This is a genomic window from Microbacterium sp. LMX7-1.2 (assembly GCF_040675935.1).
Taxonomy (GTDB): domain Bacteria; phylum Actinomycetota; class Actinomycetes; order Actinomycetales; family Microbacteriaceae; genus Microbacterium.
This window is the reverse complement of the sequence record NZ_JBEGIL010000001.1, coordinates 1,218,289-1,231,543: the sequence shown is the minus strand read 5'-3', so window position 1 is coordinate 1,231,543 and position 13,255 is coordinate 1,218,289. Positions and strand designations below refer to the sequence as shown.

The following is a 13,255-nucleotide window of genomic DNA, read 5'->3' as shown; positions in this document are numbered from 1 at the left end:
GACGGCGTCGGGCTCAGTCCGAGGACTTGAGCACGAAGACGTCGGTCGACGGCTCGGGGTCGATCGCGGGGCGGTACACGTCCGGCTCGATGTAGATCACGCGCGCGATCGGCAGCGCCTCGCGGATGCGGGCCTCGATCGCGTTGATGTCGTCGGCCGCCTCCCGCAGGGGCTTGTCGGCGTTGAGCGCGATCTTCGCCGCGACCATGAGCTCGTCGGGTCCCAGGTAGAGGGTCTTCATGTGGATGATCTTCTCGATCTCGTCCCCCGCGGTGATCGCGTCGACGATGCGGTCGTGGTCGGCGGCGGTCGCCCCCTCGCCTACGAGCAGGCTCTTGGTCTCGACGCCGAGCGTGATCGCGATGATCACGAGCAGGATGCCGATCATGAGCGTGCCGAGCGCGTCGAACACCGGGTTCCCGGTGATGATCGTCAGGCCGACGCCGAGCAGGGCGAAGGTCAGGCCGGTGAGAGCTCCGACGTCCTCGAGCAGCACGACCGGAAGCTCGGGAGCCTTGGCTCGCCGCACGAACGACACCCAAGACTGGCCCTTGTCCCGCACGAGGTTGCTCTCCTTGACGGCGGTGCGGAGCGAGAAGGACTCGAGCCCGATCGCGATCACCAGCACGACGACCGGCAGCCACCACCAGGTCTTGTCGAGCTCGTGCGGGTCGGTCAGCTTCTCGATGCCCTCGTAGATCGCGAACAGACCACCGAGGGAGAACAGGATGATCGACACGACGAACGCGTACACGTAGCGCTCGCGACCGTAGCCGAAGGGGTGCGCCCGGTCGGCCTCGCGGCGTGACTTGCGGCCGCCGAGCATGAGGAGCAGCTGGTTGCCGGAGTCGGCGACCGAATGGATCGCCTCGGCGAGCATCGACGCGGATCCCGACAGCGCCCACGCGAGGAACTTCGCCAGGGCGATCCCGAGATTGGCCAGGAACGCCGCGATGATCGCCTTGCTGCCGCCTGATGCACTCATGGGTCGAGTCTAGGACGGGCTCTGCGGGGAACCGGGGTGCGCCCGCCGTAGGATGACGACATGGCTGACTCTCTCCCCGCCCTCGCGTTCCTCGGTGCCGGTTCGATGGGAGGCGCGATCCTCCGCGGAGTCGTGGCATCCGGCATCCCCGCCGACGCGATCACCGCGACGAACCGCACGTCCGAGAAGGCCGAGGCGCTCGCGGAACTCGACGGTGTGACGACCATCGCGCTGTCCGAGCGGCCGGACGGCAACCTCGACGCCGCTCGCGACGCGCGCATCGTGCTCGTCGGCGTCAAGCCCGCCATGGTCCCCGACCTGCTTCGCGAGATCGCGCCGGTCCTCGCGAAGGACGCGATCGTCGTGAGCCTCGCCGCCGGAGTCACTCTCGCGACCTTCGCGGAGGCACTCGGGGACGACGCCCGTGTCGTGCGTTCCATGCCGAACACCCCCTCGACGATCCGCAAGGGCGTCACCGGGCTCGCCGCGGGTGCAGCGGCGACTGCGGAGGACCTCGCCCTCGTCCGCAGCCTGTTCGAGACCGTCGGCGTCGTGATCGAGGTTCCGGAGTCGCAGATCGACGCCCTGTCGACGATCTCGGGGTCCGGCCCCGCCTACGTCTTCCTGCTGATAGAGGAGTGGACGAAGGTCGGTGTCTCGCTCGGCTTCAGCGAGGCGGATGCACGCGTCATGGCGGAGCAGACCTTCATCGGATCGACGGCGCTGCTGGAGGCCTCGGGGGAGACGCCCGCGGAGATGCGGCGCCGCGTGACCAGCCCCAAGGGCACGACGGAGCGGGCGATCGCCGTGCTGCAGGACGCGCACCTGGCCGACACGTTCGCGGAGGCCTCGGCCGCCGCCCTCGCTCGCAACAGGGAACTCGCGGCGGGGAAGTGACGCATGCGGCTGAGCTTCTCCGGTGAGATCTGGTACTGGCGCGGCCCCGCGCCGTTCCACTTCGTCACCGTGCCGTCCGTCGAGAGCGAGACGATCGGCGAGGTCGCGAGCGTCGTCACCTACGGGTGGGGCATGATTCCGGCATCAGTGACGATCGGCGCCACGACCGTGACGACAGCGCTCTGGCCCAAGGACGGCGGGTACATCGTCCCGATCAAGAAGGTGCTGCAGGATCGAGAGGGCATCGGCATCGACGACGTGGTCGAGATCGTGCTCGACATCGACGCCTGAGTCCAGCGCCGCCGTCGCGGCATGCTCAGCGGTCGAGTGAGGCGAACCGCTCGATGTCGCTGTTCGTGCCCGAGACGATGATGAGGTCGTGGTTCGTCACGATCGTGTTGGCCTCGGCGTACCGGAACGGCTTGCCCGGGCTCTTCACGCCGACGACCGTCACCTTGTACTTGCTCCGCACACCGGATTCGTTGAGTCCCACGCCGCGGATGAACTTCGGCGGATACATCTTCGCCAGTACGAAGTCGTCGTCGAAGCGGATGAAGTCGAGCATCCGGCCGGACACCAGGTGCGCGACGCGCTCCCCAGCTTCGCGTTCCGGGTAGATCACGTGGTTGGCGCCGACGCGGGCGAGGATCTTGCCGTGCGACTGGGAGACCGCCTTGGCCCAGATCTGCGGCACCTTGAGGTCGACGAGGTTGGCGGTGATCAGCACGGAGGCCTCGATCGAGGATCCGACCGCGACGACCGCGACCTGGAAGTCCTGCGCGCCGATCTGGCGCAGCGCGTCGATGTTCTTCGCGTCGGCCTGCACCGTGTGCGTGACGCGGTCGGACCACTTCTGCACGAGCTCGAGGTTGTCGTCGATCGCGAGGACCTCGCGGTCGAGGCGGTCGAGCTCGCCGGCGCACGCGGCACCGAACCGGCCGAGACCGATGACGAGGACGGGAGCGTCGCCCCGGAGGACTTCAACCAACGATCGGCCTTTCCACGGGCAGTGAGTAGTACTGCGTTCGCGATGTCGCCGCGACTGCCGCGGCGAGAGTCACTGTACCAACGCGCCCCATGAAGATGGTGGCCGCGAGCACGTACGCCCCGGCATCCGGGAGCTCAGCGGTCAACCCCGACGACAGACCCACGGTGGCGAAGGCGGAGATCACGTCGAACAGGACGTGGCTGATGTCGTCCTTCGTGATCTGCGCGATGATGATCGTCGACAGCGCCACGATCGTGGCGCCCCACGCGACGACGCTGAGGGCGACGCGCTGCACGTCGCTGGGGATGCGGCGGCCGAACGCCTCGACCGACTGACGTCCCTTTGCCTCGGACCACACGGCGATCGCGAGCACCGCCAGGGTCGTGACCTTGATGCCGCCTGCGGTCGACGCCGAGCCGCCGCCCACGAACATGAGCATGCTCGCCGCGAGCAAGGAGGAGCCGTTCATGTCGTCGATCTCGATGACGCTGAAGCCGCCGGACCGTGTCATGGCCGAGAGGAAGAACGCCTGGAAGGTCGTGTCGGCGGCGTCCATCGACCCGAAGGTCTTCGGATTGTCGTACTCGAGGATCAGGAACACCGCGGCGCCGATCACGAACAACAGCACGGTCGTGACGAGCGTGAGCTTGGTGTGCAGCGACCACTTCTTCACATGCCACACGTGCTTCGCGAGCGTGTAGATCACGGGGAAGCCGATGCTGCCGAGGAAGACGCCCACCATGAGCAGTCCGAGCACGAGATAGTCGTCGGCGAAGACCGCGACCCCGCCCGCGTTGGGGGCGAAGCCCGTATTGGTGAAGGCCATGGCCGCGAAGTACGGCGCCTCCCACAGGGCGGCGATCGGGTTGACTCCGGCCATGACGAGCGCGGGGTAGAGGAGCACGGCCAGGGCGCCTTCGATGATGAGCGCCGACACCGCGACCGTCGTCAGCAGCTGGCCGACCTCGCCCAGGCGCACGGTCTGGCTCTCGTTGACGACGCCGCCGTGCGCGCGCAGCGGGTTGGTGTCGCCCGCGGCCATCAGCTTCGCCCGCAGGCCCAGGCGCTTGGAGATCAGCATGCCCATGAGGGAGGCCAGTGTGAGCACGCCCAGTGCGCCGATGTTGACGCCGATGAAGATCAGCACGTGCCCGAAGGGCGACCAGTACGTCGCCATGTCGACGGTCGAGAGCCCCGTCACGCAGATCGTCGACACGGCCGTGAACAGCGCGTCGGCGAGCGGGGTGACCGTGTGGCTCGCCGAGGAGATCGGGAGCGACAGCAGCACGGTGAAGACGAGGATGAGGAGCGCGAAGATCACGATCGCGAACCGCGAGGGCGAGGAGGTGATGATGTGCTTGCCCCAGGAGGCCGCGCCCTCGAGGCGCTGACGGGGAGACGACGCCGAAACGATGCCCGACATCACGTCCCCCTTCGATCCTCGACCCGCTCCGGGGCCGTTCGGCGCCGTTCGCCGAGCCTTCGTCATGGTACTCCGTGCGGGGGACGACTACCCTGAACTCATGACCGACATCTTCGACGTGATCGCGGACGGCACGAGGCGCGACATCCTCCAGCTCCTCCTGCGTCGCACCGCGGACGGCGAAGCCGGCACGAGCGTGAGCCAGATCGTGGCCGACCTGGGCATCAGCCAGCCGACCGTGTCGAAGCATCTCAAGGTGCTGCGCGAGGCCGAGCTGGTGAGCGTGCGCGAAGACGGTCAGCGGCGCTTCTACAGCCTGGCGGTCGCGCCGCTCGAGGTCGTGGACGATTGGCTGGTTCCGTTCCTCGTCGACGCCTACGGCGATGCGGCGCCCGACATCGACTACCCGGGTCAGCCGCTGCCGGATGGAGCGGCGCACGCCGCGGAGGTCGTCGGCCGGGCCGCGGCATCCGCCGGTCATTTCGTGACCACAGCCCTCAAGCGCTTCGGCGGCTGACCTCTGCACGCACATCGCCCCCGACGACGTGGGGGCGTTGTCGTCGGGGGCGATCGCGCGGGCCCCAGACCCGCGGCGACTCGAACGGTGCCGTGTCGAGTCGTCCTTCGACCGTGGCAGACGAGCCTGAGCGGATCCGGCGCGGACGCTATGTCCCGGCTGAATCCGAGGGCGCGCTCCGCTCCTGACGCGTCAGCGGCGCGCGGCCTTGCGTCGGAACAGCCAGGACCCCCAGGCCACCGCGATCACGAGGATCACGAGGCACCAGCCGACTGCCCACCACGGCTGCGCCTCCAGGGGCGTGCCGGTCAGCAGACCGCGGATCGTGTCGACGATCGGTGTGATCGGCTGATGCGCAGCGACCGGCTGCAGCCAGCCGGGCATGCTCGCGACCGGCACGAAGGCGCTCGACAGGTAGGGGAGGAAGAGCAGGATGAATCCGTACCCGTTCGCACCCTCGGGGCTGCCGGCCGCGAGTCCGATCGCGGCGAAGAGGTAGGTGATCGCGAGGATGTACAGCGCGATCAGGCCGGCGAGGGCGATCCATCCGCCGAGCGTCGCCTCGGGGCGGAACCCGACGAGCACTCCCACTCCGATGACGATCGCGGTCGCGACGAGGTTGCGCACGAGGCTCGCGACGACATGACCCGTGAGCACGGCGCTGGCACGGATCGGCATGGTCCGGAAGCGGTCGATGATGCCGTTCTGCATGTCGCTCGCGACGTACAGCGCTGTGGACGACGCCCCGAAGCCCGCGCAGGTGAGGATGATCCCGGGCACGACGTAGTCGACGTAGCCGCCGGACGGGTCGATCGCCCCGCCGAAGACCCACGTGAACACGAGCATCAGCATGACGGGCAGCAGGATCGCCATGAGCAGCGATTCGCCGTCGCGCAGCGAGCGGCGCAGGCTGCGACCGACGAAGACGGATTCGGCGGTGAATCCGCGCAGGCGCGGGCGGGCGGCGACGGCGGACGACGCGGATGCCGTGAGCGTGACGTTCATGCGTTCTCCTTGAGGGGTGTCGTGTCGGTGACGGCGAGGAAGACGTCGTCGAGGGTGGGACGCCGCAGGGTCACGATCGAGCCCTCGCGCTCGTGCTCGTGCTCGTGCTCGACGAGTCGGTCGAGCGCTCGCCGCAGGCCCGCGATGCTGCCGTCCGTGGGGATCTCGCGCAGGAGCTCGCCGCGGGCGTCGTGCAGCTCGACGGTGTCCCCGCCGATCCGCGACTTCAATGCGGCGGGGGTGCCGATCGCGGCGATGCGTCCGTCGTGCAGCACGGCGATGCGGTCGGCGAGCTGGTCGGCCTCTTCGAGGTACTGCGTCGTGAGGAACACGGTCGTCCCGGAAGCGGCGAGCGAGCGGATGATGTCCCACAGGTCGCGACGGCTGCGGGTGTCGAGGCCCGTGGTGGGCTCGTCGAGGAAGAGCACCTCGGGGTCGACGACGAAGCTCAGTGCCAGGTCGAGGCGTCGACGCATACCGCCCGAATAGGTCCGGACCGGCCGATCCGCGGCATCCGCCAGGTCGAAGCGGGCGAGGAGATCGGTGGTCCGCCGTCTCGCGGCTGAGCGATGGAGCCCGGCGAGACGCGCGAACATCACGACGTTCTCGATCGCGGTGAGGGCGTCGTCGACGGCGGCCGATTGTCCGGTCAGGCTGATGCGTCGCTGCACCTCGACGCGCTGCGTGCGGGTGTCGAACCCGGCGACCGCTGCGGTGCCGGAGTCGGCGTCGAGCAGGGTGGTGAGGATGTTGATCGTGGTCGTCTTGCCGGCGCCGTTCGGACCGAGCAGCGCGAACACCTCGCCGCGCTCGACCGTGATGTCGAGCCCCGACACGACCGCCTTCCGTCCGAAGCTCTTGTGCAGGCCGCGTACCTCGACTGCTGGGGTCATCGGCTCGTTCCTTTCCCTACGTCGATCGTGTATGCGACGTAAACTGTGTATGAGCAACGCAAGTGTGTATGACCATAACACACTGTTTACGCGATATACAGACGTAGGATGAGGAGATGGTCGAGAACGAGCCGCCGGAGCTGCCGCGAGGGATCGCGCTCGCATGGGGTGTCGCCGCGAATCCGCAACGCGGGCCCAAGCGCGAGATGAGCGTGGAGAGGATCGTCGAGGCGGCGGTCGATCTCGCGGATGCCGACGGCATCGGCGCGGTCTCGATGGCCGCCGTCGCCTCCGCACTCGGATTCACGCCGATGTCGCTGTATCGCTACGTGAGCGCGAAGGACGACCTCCTTCTGCTCATGCAGGAGCATGCGACGGGTGTTCCTCCGGAGGCCACGCGCGCTCTCGAAGGGTGGCGGGAGACGCTCCTCGCGCTGTACGCGGAGCAGGTGCTGCTGTATCAGCGGCATCCCTGGATGCTGTCGCTGCCGATCACCGGGTCGCCGATCACTCCGAACAGCTCGGCATGGCTGGATGCCTCCCTGTCCGCACTGGAGGGCACTCCCCTCACGGTGGACGAGCGCATGGCCGTGGCGCTCGCGGTCACGGGATCGGCGCGCTGGTGCGGCATCGTGCAGGCCGGATACACCGAGCAGTCGCGGGGGAGCGGGCTGTCGCCCGATCAGGTCGCCGTGCGCGAGGCCGAGCTGTACGACCGCGTGATCACCGCCGAGGAGTTCCCCGCACTCCGCCTGGCGATCGACGACGGCGTCTTCACGTCGCCCGCTGACCCGTTCCGGTTCGCGATGGAGCGCGTGCTCGACGGCGTCTCCGCGTACATGGACGCGCTCGATCGTGGCGCGCCGCACGAACGGGCGACGGACTGGATCGCGGTCGATCCGGCGGAGTTCGCGGGGGATCGGCGGGTCAAGGACGCGCAGAAGGCGGTCCGGGAGGCGGAGAAGGCGCTCCGAGATGCGCGCAAAGCCGAGCGCCAGGCGCTGCGAGACGCTGGCGAGCGACGCGCGCGCGCTCAGCGGTCCTCCTGATCGCGCAGTCGTTCCCCGATCACACGAGTCACACGGGTTTACACGCGTCCCAGCCAGCACATAGAGTGTGCACATCGTAGAAAGGGGTACGTGGGATGCCCGAGGTTCCTGATGTCCGGTTCCTGACGGTGGCCGAGGTCGCCGAGTTGATGCGCGTGTCCAAGATGACCGTGTATCGGATGGTGCACGCTGGGGAGCTGCCAGCCATCCGCTTCGGACGGAGTTTCCGTGTGCCGGAGTCCGCTGTCACGGACGCGCTGCAGCGACCGATCTCCGACGTGGGGTGACACCGTTCCGCGCGGTCCGCGTCGAGGTGACAGGACGGGCCGTTCGGTTTGCTAGACTGATCCGAGGCATTTTTCCGTGCCCGTACCCGGGTGTCCGTCACCGTGCGACGCCCAGCCCCTGACTTAGTGAGGTTTCCGTGGGTTCTGTCATCAAGAAGCGCCGCAAGCGCATGGCGAAGAAGAAGCACCGCAAGCTGCTTCGTAAGACTCGCCACCAGCGCCGCAACAAGAAGTAAGCGGCCAGACACTGAGCGCCTGTCTCCGGACGGGCGCTTCGTGTCTCTGCCCCGGTCGTCCCCGTCGTCGAGGAGCTTTCCATGAAGTCGATCACCGTCACCGAACTCGCAGAGCGGTCGAGCACGCCGCTCATCGACGTCCGTGAGGCGCACGAGTTCGCCGCGGGGCACGTCCCCGGCGCTGTGAACATCCCGATGTCCGAGATCGGCAATCGCCTGGAGGAGCTCCCGGCGGAGTCGTTCGACGTCATCTGCCAGGCCGGGGGACGCTCGGCACGCGTCGTCGAGGCCCTCGAAGCCCGCGGCTACGACGCCACGAACGTCGAGGGCGGCACGGGCGAGTGGATCGCGCAGGGACGCGACGTCGAGGTGCCGTCGGCGTGACCACGCTGACGCTGATCGGCAAGCCCGACTGCCATCTGTGCGACGTCGCCTCCGAGATCGTCGACGCCGTCGTCGCCGAACTTCCGGATGCTGCGGCCGAACGCATCGAGATCGTCGAGGCATCGATCGCCGAAGACCCGGCGCTCTACGAGCTGTGGTGGGAGAAGATCCCCGTCATCTTGATCGACGGCGAGTTGCACGCGCACTGGCGCGTCTCGCCCGATCGGCTGCGTCAGGCCCTCGAGGAGGCTGTGCGATGAGCATCCGTCATGTCGTGTCTTGGAAGATCGCCGCGGAGGATCCGGCCGTCCGCGCCGAGCAGGCTGCCGAGGTCGCGCGCCGACTGAACGCGCTCGACGGCGTCGTGCCGCAGATCCAGTCGATCTGGGCCGGCGCGAATGACGCGTACCCCGACGCGAACTGGGATGTGACGCTGGTCGCAGACTTCGCGTCGATCGACGAGTTGGAGCAGTACCAGGTGCACCCGGCCCACGAGGAGGTCGTCGCGTACGTGCGATCCGTCGTGTCCGGCCGTGTGGCCGTCGACGTCGAGATCTGACCAGGGCACGTCACTCTTCGCAACACAAATGTAACCGGCCGAGGCCCGTCCTCGTTCTGTGCGGCCGGGTCGCGCGTGTTTAGATGTTCTCCTACCCGTCCGTGGGCGCCAGGCCCTCGTCCCCTCAGGAGCTGACATGCAGCGTCGCAACATCATCGCCGGGATCGCCCTCGCGGCGACCGCCACCCTCGCCCTCGCGGGCTGCGCGGGCGGCAGCGGCGGCTCTGGCGGCGGCGACGGCGCGGCGGACGACCCCTACGGCCTCGTCGAGGCAGGTAAGCTGACGGTCTGCTCCGACATCCCCTACCCGCCGTTCGAGTTCGAAGGCGACGACGGGGAGTACACAGGGTTCGACATCGACTTGCTCGACGCCATCGCGAAGAAGCTCGACCTCGAGCTTTCCGTGCAGGACGTGGGCTTCGACGCGCTGCAGTCGGGCACGACTCTCGCGGCGGGCCAGTGCGACATCGGCGCGTCGGCGATGACGATCACGGACGAGCGCAAAGCCAACATCGACTTCTCCGACCCGTACTACGACTCGCTGCAGTCGCTGCTCGTCCGCACCGACTCGGGCATCGAGTCGATCGACGACCTGAGCGGCAAGAACGTCGGCGTGCAGCAGGGCACGACGGGCGAAGCCTACGCGAACGCCAACGCGACCGGCGCCCAGATCGTGCAGTACCCCTCCGACGGTGAACTGTGGCCCGCCATGCAGGCCGGCCAGATCGATGCGATCCTGCAGGACCAGCCGGTGAACCTCGAGCACGAGAAGGCCGACAGCGCTTACAAGATCGTCGAGGAGTACAACACCGACGAGTCCTACGGCTTCGCCTTCGCGAAGGGCGAGAAGGCCGAGCTGCTGGATGCGGTCAACGGTGCTCTCACCGAGCTGCGCGACAGCGGCGACTACCAGAAGATCTACGACACCTACTTCACCGCGAACTGATCCGAGAGTAGGCAAGGGATCGGGAGGACCTTGACAATGGCGTTGAGGCGCACCACCAAGAGCAAGATCTATCGGTACACCGTCTACGTCTTGCTGATCGCGATCGCCGTCTGGGCCGCGGTCAGCACGGACTGGGCGCGGATCGGTCAGCTCTTCTTCAACCCCGAGGTCGCGGTGAAGATGCTTCCGGGCATCTTCACCACGGCCCTCGTGAACACGCTGTGGTTCACGGCCGTCGCGTTCCTCGGAGGGCTGCTGCTCGGAGTGCTCCTCGCGCTGATGAAGCTGTCGGAGATCGGGCCGTTCCGCTGGATCGCGACCGCATGGATCGAGCTGTTCCGCGGGCTTCCCGCGATCCTCACGATCTTCGCGATCGCGTTCATCCTGCCGATCGCGCTCGGTGTGCCGGGTACGCGGCTCGGCGGACCGGTCGTCCTCGGACTCATCGGTCTCATCCTCGTCGCCTCGGCGTACATGGCGGAGACGATCCGCGCCGGCATCCAGGCCGTCCCGAAGGGGCAGACCGAGGCCGCCCGCTCGCTCGGCATGTCGCCCATGAAGACGACGTTCTGGATCGTGGTGCCGCAGGGCTTCCGCATCATCATCCCGCCGCTGACCAACGAGTTCGTGCTGCTGCTGAAGGACACCTCGCTGCTCTTCGTCGCCGGCACGTTCATCTGGTCGAAGGAGCTCACGAACTTCGCCCGTGACGCGGCGACCCAGAACGCGAACGGAACGCCGCTCATCATGGCGGCGATCCTCTACCTGGTCGTGACGATCCCGCTCACGCGCTTCAGCGCGTGGCTGGAGCGTCGGATGGGACGGGCACGATGACCACCGATCTGATCGACGTCCACGCCCCCGCGATCGACGTGCAGGGGCTCGTCAAGTCCTTCGGCGACAACGAGGTGCTCAAAGGCATCGACCTGACCGTCACCGGCGGCGAGGTCGTCTGCGTGATCGGGCCCTCGGGCTCCGGCAAGTCGACTCTCCTGCGCTCGGTGAACCTGCTCGAGGAGCCCACTGACGGCAAGATCTTCATCGAGGGCATCGACATCACCGATCCCGACGTCGATATCGACCGCGTGCGCACCCGCATCGGCATGGTGTTCCAGAGTTTCAACCTCTTCCCGCACCTGAGCGTGCTCGACAACCTCACGATCGCCCAGCGACGCGTGAAGAAGCGCAACAAGGCCGAGTCCGAGCGCATCGCGCACGAGATGCTCGGACGGGTCGGGCTGGCGGAGAAGGCCGGTGCATTCCCCGGTCACCTGTCGGGCGGGCAGCAGCAGCGCGTGGCGATCGCGCGGGCGCTGTGCATGAACCCGGACATGATGCTGTTCGACGAGCCGACCTCGGCCCTCGACCCCGAGCTCGTCGGCGAGGTCCTTCAGGTCATGCGATCGCTCGCGGACGAGGGCATGACGATGCTCGTCGTCACGCACGAGATGGGCTTCGCCCGGGAGGTCGGCTCGCGTCTGATCTTCATGGACGGCGGGCACATCGTTGAAGAGGGCGACCCGCGTGAGGTGCTCGCGAATCCGCAGCATCCGCGTACCCAGGACTTCCTCGCGCGCGTGCTCTGAGCCTCGACGTGGCGTCGCATCCGCCGACGCCCCTGAGCAGTGACGACGCCCCTGCCTGCTGACGTCAGCAGGCAGGGGCGTCGGCGCTCAGGCGGGGCGTCGGGTGTCAGACCTCGACGACCTCCGCGTCGGGCGCGTTGCGACGTACGGAGTCGATGCCGCTCAAGGCTCCGGACTTCGAGGTGTAGCTCTCGCTCGTCGCGATGACCTCGCCGTTGCCCGCCTTGAGACGGAACCGGTGCCCGCCGGAGCGGTCGGTGTACAACTCGAATTTGCCTGCCATTGCGCGTCCTCTCTCTCGGGTCGAGGGATCGGCGCCCCTCGCGATCACGGTATCCCGGAGTATCGGCCTCGCGGAAGAGTTGCCTTCACGATCCCGCGCGCAGACCCCGCCTGACCATGAACGAGACGGCCTCGTTCATGTTCATCGGGTGCAGGGTGATCCCCGGATGCTGTGAGGGCCAGACCCGGAGGAGTTCGTCGACGAACCCCTGCCCCACGTCTTGCACGCCGGCGAAGTCGATGTCGATGTCGGTGAATCCCGTCATGTCCGTGAGCAGGCGCCGAGCTTCCGAACGGGAGACGAACGTGAGCCCGGTCCCGAACAGCTCGACGCGCGGTCGACTCCGGGAGAACGTCAAGTCCTCGTCTGTGAACTCCTCGAACACTTCGCGCAGTGAACGTGCGAGGGGCACGTCGATCTCGGCCTCCACGAGTGTGCCGCTCTGCACTTCTCCCACCCCGAGCGCGTAGTCGTCGCGGCGGTTGTCCACGGTCAGTCGAATGCCGTTCGCCGACAGTCGGAACACGGAGACCGCTTTGGATGTGAAGAAGATGCCTTCGCCGGTATGGCGCTCGGGCCAGGTCGTTCGTTTGCCCTTCGTGAGCTCCGCCGCCGCCTGGAGCTCGTTCTCGAGTCCGATCCCCGTGCGCAGGCGAGCGAACACCCCGATCCCGTCGTCGCTGATCGAGAAGGCCAACAGCGTCGACCGCACCCACACGCGGATGTCGATCCGCGAGCCCTCACTGTGGTCGATCGCGTTGTTCAGCATCTCGGTGAACGCGTAGTTCATGAGTCTGGTCGTGTCAGAGGCTTCGAGCCCGAGGACGGCGTCGAGCTGGGACCAGACGACGGACTCGTCCAACCCCTCCCGCTCGAACGACCCGCTCCAATCCACCGGGTCGTCGATAAGGGAGCGGGCGATCGATGGGGTGTCTCGCGGACCTGCGACGAGATCAGACGTGGCGAATCGGCGGTGACCGCCGGGCGTCCGTGTCGACGGAAACGCCCCGCTGTCCGCAAGGCGCCGGAGCGTTTTCTCGGGGATGCCGAGGCGCGCGGCTGCTTCACCGATCCCGACGGTTTCAGGATAGGAATCTCTGGCGGAATCTGCCCGCATGGGAAGATTTTACGACAAAACTACTTGTCAAATCTACCCGCATGGGCAGATTCGGGAGATTCAGGCGTGTCGAACCTTCCCGGAAGGGGAGATTCAGCCG

At 67.5% G+C, this 13,255-nt stretch carries 19 protein-coding genes and 1 pseudogene; 12 read left to right on the top strand and 8 right to left on the bottom strand.

Translation table 11 applies throughout. The features are described from left to right. Nucleotides 1–13: 13 nt before the first annotated feature. Nucleotides 14–985 carry a cation diffusion facilitator family transporter gene (locus tag MRBLMX7_RS06105; protein WP_363366672.1) on the bottom strand — a complete coding sequence of 324 codons (972 nt, stop codon included), beginning with the start codon at nt 983–985 and terminating at the stop codon, nt 14–16. Nucleotides 986–1,045: 60 nt separating this feature from the next. On the opposite strand from MRBLMX7_RS06105, the gene proC reads away from it, so the two are divergent. After that, nucleotides 1,046–1,882, top strand: coding sequence for a pyrroline-5-carboxylate reductase (gene proC / locus MRBLMX7_RS06100; RefSeq protein WP_363366670.1), 837 nt, complete (start codon nt 1,046–1,048; stop codon nt 1,880–1,882). 3 nt (nt 1,883–1,885) lie between these two features. Next, nucleotides 1,886–2,173, top strand: a complete 288-nt coding sequence (locus MRBLMX7_RS06095) for a DUF1905 domain-containing protein (RefSeq protein WP_363366668.1) — start codon at nt 1,886–1,888, stop codon at nt 2,171–2,173. 25 nt (nt 2,174–2,198) lie between these two features. Here the strand turns inward: MRBLMX7_RS06095 and MRBLMX7_RS06090 are convergent, their stop codons facing one another. Together MRBLMX7_RS06090 and MRBLMX7_RS06085 are read right to left on the bottom strand one after the other, a co-directional pair. Further along, nucleotides 2,199–2,870, bottom strand: a complete 672-nt coding sequence (locus tag MRBLMX7_RS06090) for a potassium channel family protein (protein ID WP_050721759.1) — start codon at nt 2,868–2,870, stop codon at nt 2,199–2,201. Further along, nucleotides 2,863–4,293: a TrkH family potassium uptake protein gene (locus MRBLMX7_RS06085; RefSeq protein WP_050721758.1), complete on the bottom strand. Its 1,431-nt coding sequence runs from the start codon at nt 4,291–4,293 to the stop codon at nt 2,863–2,865. Before MRBLMX7_RS06085 ends, MRBLMX7_RS06090 begins: the two co-directional genes overlap by 8 nt. A 100-nt stretch (nt 4,294–4,393) precedes the next feature. Here MRBLMX7_RS06085 and MRBLMX7_RS06080 point away from each other — a divergent pair, with 100 nt between their 5' ends. Continuing rightward, nucleotides 4,394–4,810 (top strand): ArsR/SmtB family transcription factor, encoded by a 417-nt coding sequence (locus MRBLMX7_RS06080; protein ID WP_050722083.1) that lies wholly within the window; start codon nt 4,394–4,396, stop codon nt 4,808–4,810. A 192-nt stretch (nt 4,811–5,002) separates the two neighbouring features. Here the strand turns inward: MRBLMX7_RS06080 and MRBLMX7_RS06075 are convergent, their stop codons facing one another. Together MRBLMX7_RS06075 and MRBLMX7_RS06070 are read right to left on the bottom strand one after the other, a co-directional pair. Continuing rightward, complete coding sequence (locus MRBLMX7_RS06075; protein ID WP_363366665.1) at nt 5,003–5,815, bottom strand: ABC transporter permease; 813 nt, start codon at nt 5,813–5,815, stop codon at nt 5,003–5,005. After that, nucleotides 5,812–6,708, bottom strand: a complete 897-nt coding sequence (locus MRBLMX7_RS06070; protein ID WP_363366663.1) for an ATP-binding cassette domain-containing protein — start codon at nt 6,706–6,708, stop codon at nt 5,812–5,814. The genes MRBLMX7_RS06075 and MRBLMX7_RS06070 overlap by 4 nt, the downstream gene beginning before the upstream one ends. 116 nt (nt 6,709–6,824) lie before the next feature. On the opposite strand from MRBLMX7_RS06070, the gene MRBLMX7_RS06065 reads away from it, so the two are divergent. The 9 genes from MRBLMX7_RS06065 (at nt 6,825) to MRBLMX7_RS06025 (ending at nt 11,755) form a co-directional block, all read left to right on the top strand. Then, complete coding sequence (locus tag MRBLMX7_RS06065; RefSeq protein ID WP_363366661.1) at nt 6,825–7,757, top strand: TetR/AcrR family transcriptional regulator; 933 nt, start codon at nt 6,825–6,827, stop codon at nt 7,755–7,757. A 95-nt stretch (nt 7,758–7,852) separates the two neighbouring features. Beyond that, on the top strand, nt 7,853–8,044 hold the full coding sequence (locus MRBLMX7_RS06060; RefSeq protein ID WP_050721754.1) for a helix-turn-helix domain-containing protein: 192 nt from the start codon (nt 7,853–7,855) through the stop codon (nt 8,042–8,044). Nucleotides 8,045–8,181: 137 nt separating this feature from the next. After that, nucleotides 8,182–8,280 carry a 30S ribosomal protein bS22 gene (locus MRBLMX7_RS06055; RefSeq protein WP_003792170.1) on the top strand — a complete coding sequence of 33 codons (99 nt, stop codon included), beginning with the start codon at nt 8,182–8,184 and terminating at the stop codon, nt 8,278–8,280. Between the two features lie 81 nt (nt 8,281–8,361). Continuing rightward, nucleotides 8,362–8,664 carry a rhodanese-like domain-containing protein gene (locus MRBLMX7_RS06050; RefSeq protein WP_050721753.1) on the top strand — a complete coding sequence of 101 codons (303 nt, stop codon included), beginning with the start codon at nt 8,362–8,364 and terminating at the stop codon, nt 8,662–8,664. Beyond that, nucleotides 8,661–8,924, top strand: a complete 264-nt coding sequence (locus MRBLMX7_RS06045; RefSeq protein ID WP_363366658.1) for a glutaredoxin family protein — start codon at nt 8,661–8,663, stop codon at nt 8,922–8,924. Before MRBLMX7_RS06050 ends, MRBLMX7_RS06045 begins: the two co-directional genes overlap by 4 nt. Further along, a complete protein-coding gene (locus MRBLMX7_RS06040) occupies nt 8,921–9,223 on the top strand; it encodes a Dabb family protein (RefSeq protein ID WP_363366656.1) in 303 nt (100 codons plus the stop codon). The genes MRBLMX7_RS06045 and MRBLMX7_RS06040 overlap by 4 nt, the downstream gene beginning before the upstream one ends. A 136-nt stretch (nt 9,224–9,359) precedes the next feature. Continuing rightward, on the top strand, nt 9,360–10,169 hold the full coding sequence (locus MRBLMX7_RS06035; RefSeq protein ID WP_363366654.1) for a basic amino acid ABC transporter substrate-binding protein: 810 nt from the start codon (nt 9,360–9,362) through the stop codon (nt 10,167–10,169). A 36-nt stretch (nt 10,170–10,205) separates the two neighbouring features. Further along, on the top strand, nt 10,206–11,003 hold the full coding sequence (locus tag MRBLMX7_RS06030) for an amino acid ABC transporter permease (RefSeq protein WP_363366652.1): 798 nt from the start codon (nt 10,206–10,208) through the stop codon (nt 11,001–11,003). Beyond that, a complete protein-coding gene (locus MRBLMX7_RS06025; protein WP_363366650.1) occupies nt 11,000–11,755 on the top strand; it encodes an amino acid ABC transporter ATP-binding protein in 756 nt (251 codons plus the stop codon). Before MRBLMX7_RS06030 ends, MRBLMX7_RS06025 begins: the two co-directional genes overlap by 4 nt. 106 nt (nt 11,756–11,861) lie before the next feature. On the opposite strand, the gene MRBLMX7_RS06020 is transcribed toward MRBLMX7_RS06025, so the two are convergent. From MRBLMX7_RS06020 to MRBLMX7_RS06010, 3 genes and pseudogenes are all read right to left on the bottom strand, one after another. Continuing rightward, nucleotides 11,862–12,038 carry a YegP family protein gene (locus tag MRBLMX7_RS06020; RefSeq protein ID WP_363366648.1) on the bottom strand — a complete coding sequence of 59 codons (177 nt, stop codon included), beginning with the start codon at nt 12,036–12,038 and terminating at the stop codon, nt 11,862–11,864. A gap of 85 nt (nt 12,039–12,123) precedes the next feature. After that, a complete protein-coding gene (locus MRBLMX7_RS06015) occupies nt 12,124–12,900 on the bottom strand; it encodes an STAS-like domain-containing protein (RefSeq protein WP_363370837.1) in 777 nt (258 codons plus the stop codon). Nucleotides 12,901–12,996: 96 nt separating this feature from the next. Then, nucleotides 12,997–13,155 (bottom strand): annotated as a pseudogene (locus MRBLMX7_RS06010) (MerR family DNA-binding transcriptional regulator); the annotation flags it as partial. Nucleotides 13,156–13,255: the final 100 nt, after the last annotated feature.

Coding starts and splice junctions, on each gene's coding strand:
- MRBLMX7_RS06060 (WP_050721754.1), top strand. CDS start 7,853: ATGCCCGAGGTTCCTGATGTCCGGTTCCTGACGGTGGCCGAGGTCGCC.
- MRBLMX7_RS06070 (WP_363366663.1), bottom strand. CDS start 6,708: ATGACCCCAGCAGTCGAGGTACGCGGCCTGCACAAGAGCTTCGGACGG.
- MRBLMX7_RS06075 (WP_363366665.1), bottom strand. CDS start 5,815: ATGAACGTCACGCTCACGGCATCCGCGTCGTCCGCCGTCGCCGCCCGC.
- MRBLMX7_RS06085 (WP_050721758.1), bottom strand. CDS start 4,293: ATGTCGGGCATCGTTTCGGCGTCGTCTCCCCGTCAGCGCCTCGAGGGC.
- MRBLMX7_RS06020 (WP_363366648.1), bottom strand. CDS start 12,038: ATGGCAGGCAAATTCGAGTTGTACACCGACCGCTCCGGCGGGCACCGG.
- MRBLMX7_RS06065 (WP_363366661.1), top strand. CDS start 6,825: ATGGTCGAGAACGAGCCGCCGGAGCTGCCGCGAGGGATCGCGCTCGCA.
- MRBLMX7_RS06040 (WP_363366656.1), top strand. CDS start 8,921: ATGAGCATCCGTCATGTCGTGTCTTGGAAGATCGCCGCGGAGGATCCG.
- MRBLMX7_RS06050 (WP_050721753.1), top strand. CDS start 8,362: ATGAAGTCGATCACCGTCACCGAACTCGCAGAGCGGTCGAGCACGCCG.
- MRBLMX7_RS06080 (WP_050722083.1), top strand. CDS start 4,394: ATGACCGACATCTTCGACGTGATCGCGGACGGCACGAGGCGCGACATC.
- MRBLMX7_RS06095 (WP_363366668.1), top strand. CDS start 1,886: ATGCGGCTGAGCTTCTCCGGTGAGATCTGGTACTGGCGCGGCCCCGCG.
- proC (WP_363366670.1), top strand. CDS start 1,046: ATGGCTGACTCTCTCCCCGCCCTCGCGTTCCTCGGTGCCGGTTCGATG.
- MRBLMX7_RS06030 (WP_363366652.1), top strand. CDS start 10,206: ATGGCGTTGAGGCGCACCACCAAGAGCAAGATCTATCGGTACACCGTC.
- MRBLMX7_RS06105 (WP_363366672.1), bottom strand. CDS start 985: ATGAGTGCATCAGGCGGCAGCAAGGCGATCATCGCGGCGTTCCTGGCC.
- MRBLMX7_RS06035 (WP_363366654.1), top strand. CDS start 9,360: ATGCAGCGTCGCAACATCATCGCCGGGATCGCCCTCGCGGCGACCGCC.
- MRBLMX7_RS06025 (WP_363366650.1), top strand. CDS start 11,000: ATGACCACCGATCTGATCGACGTCCACGCCCCCGCGATCGACGTGCAG.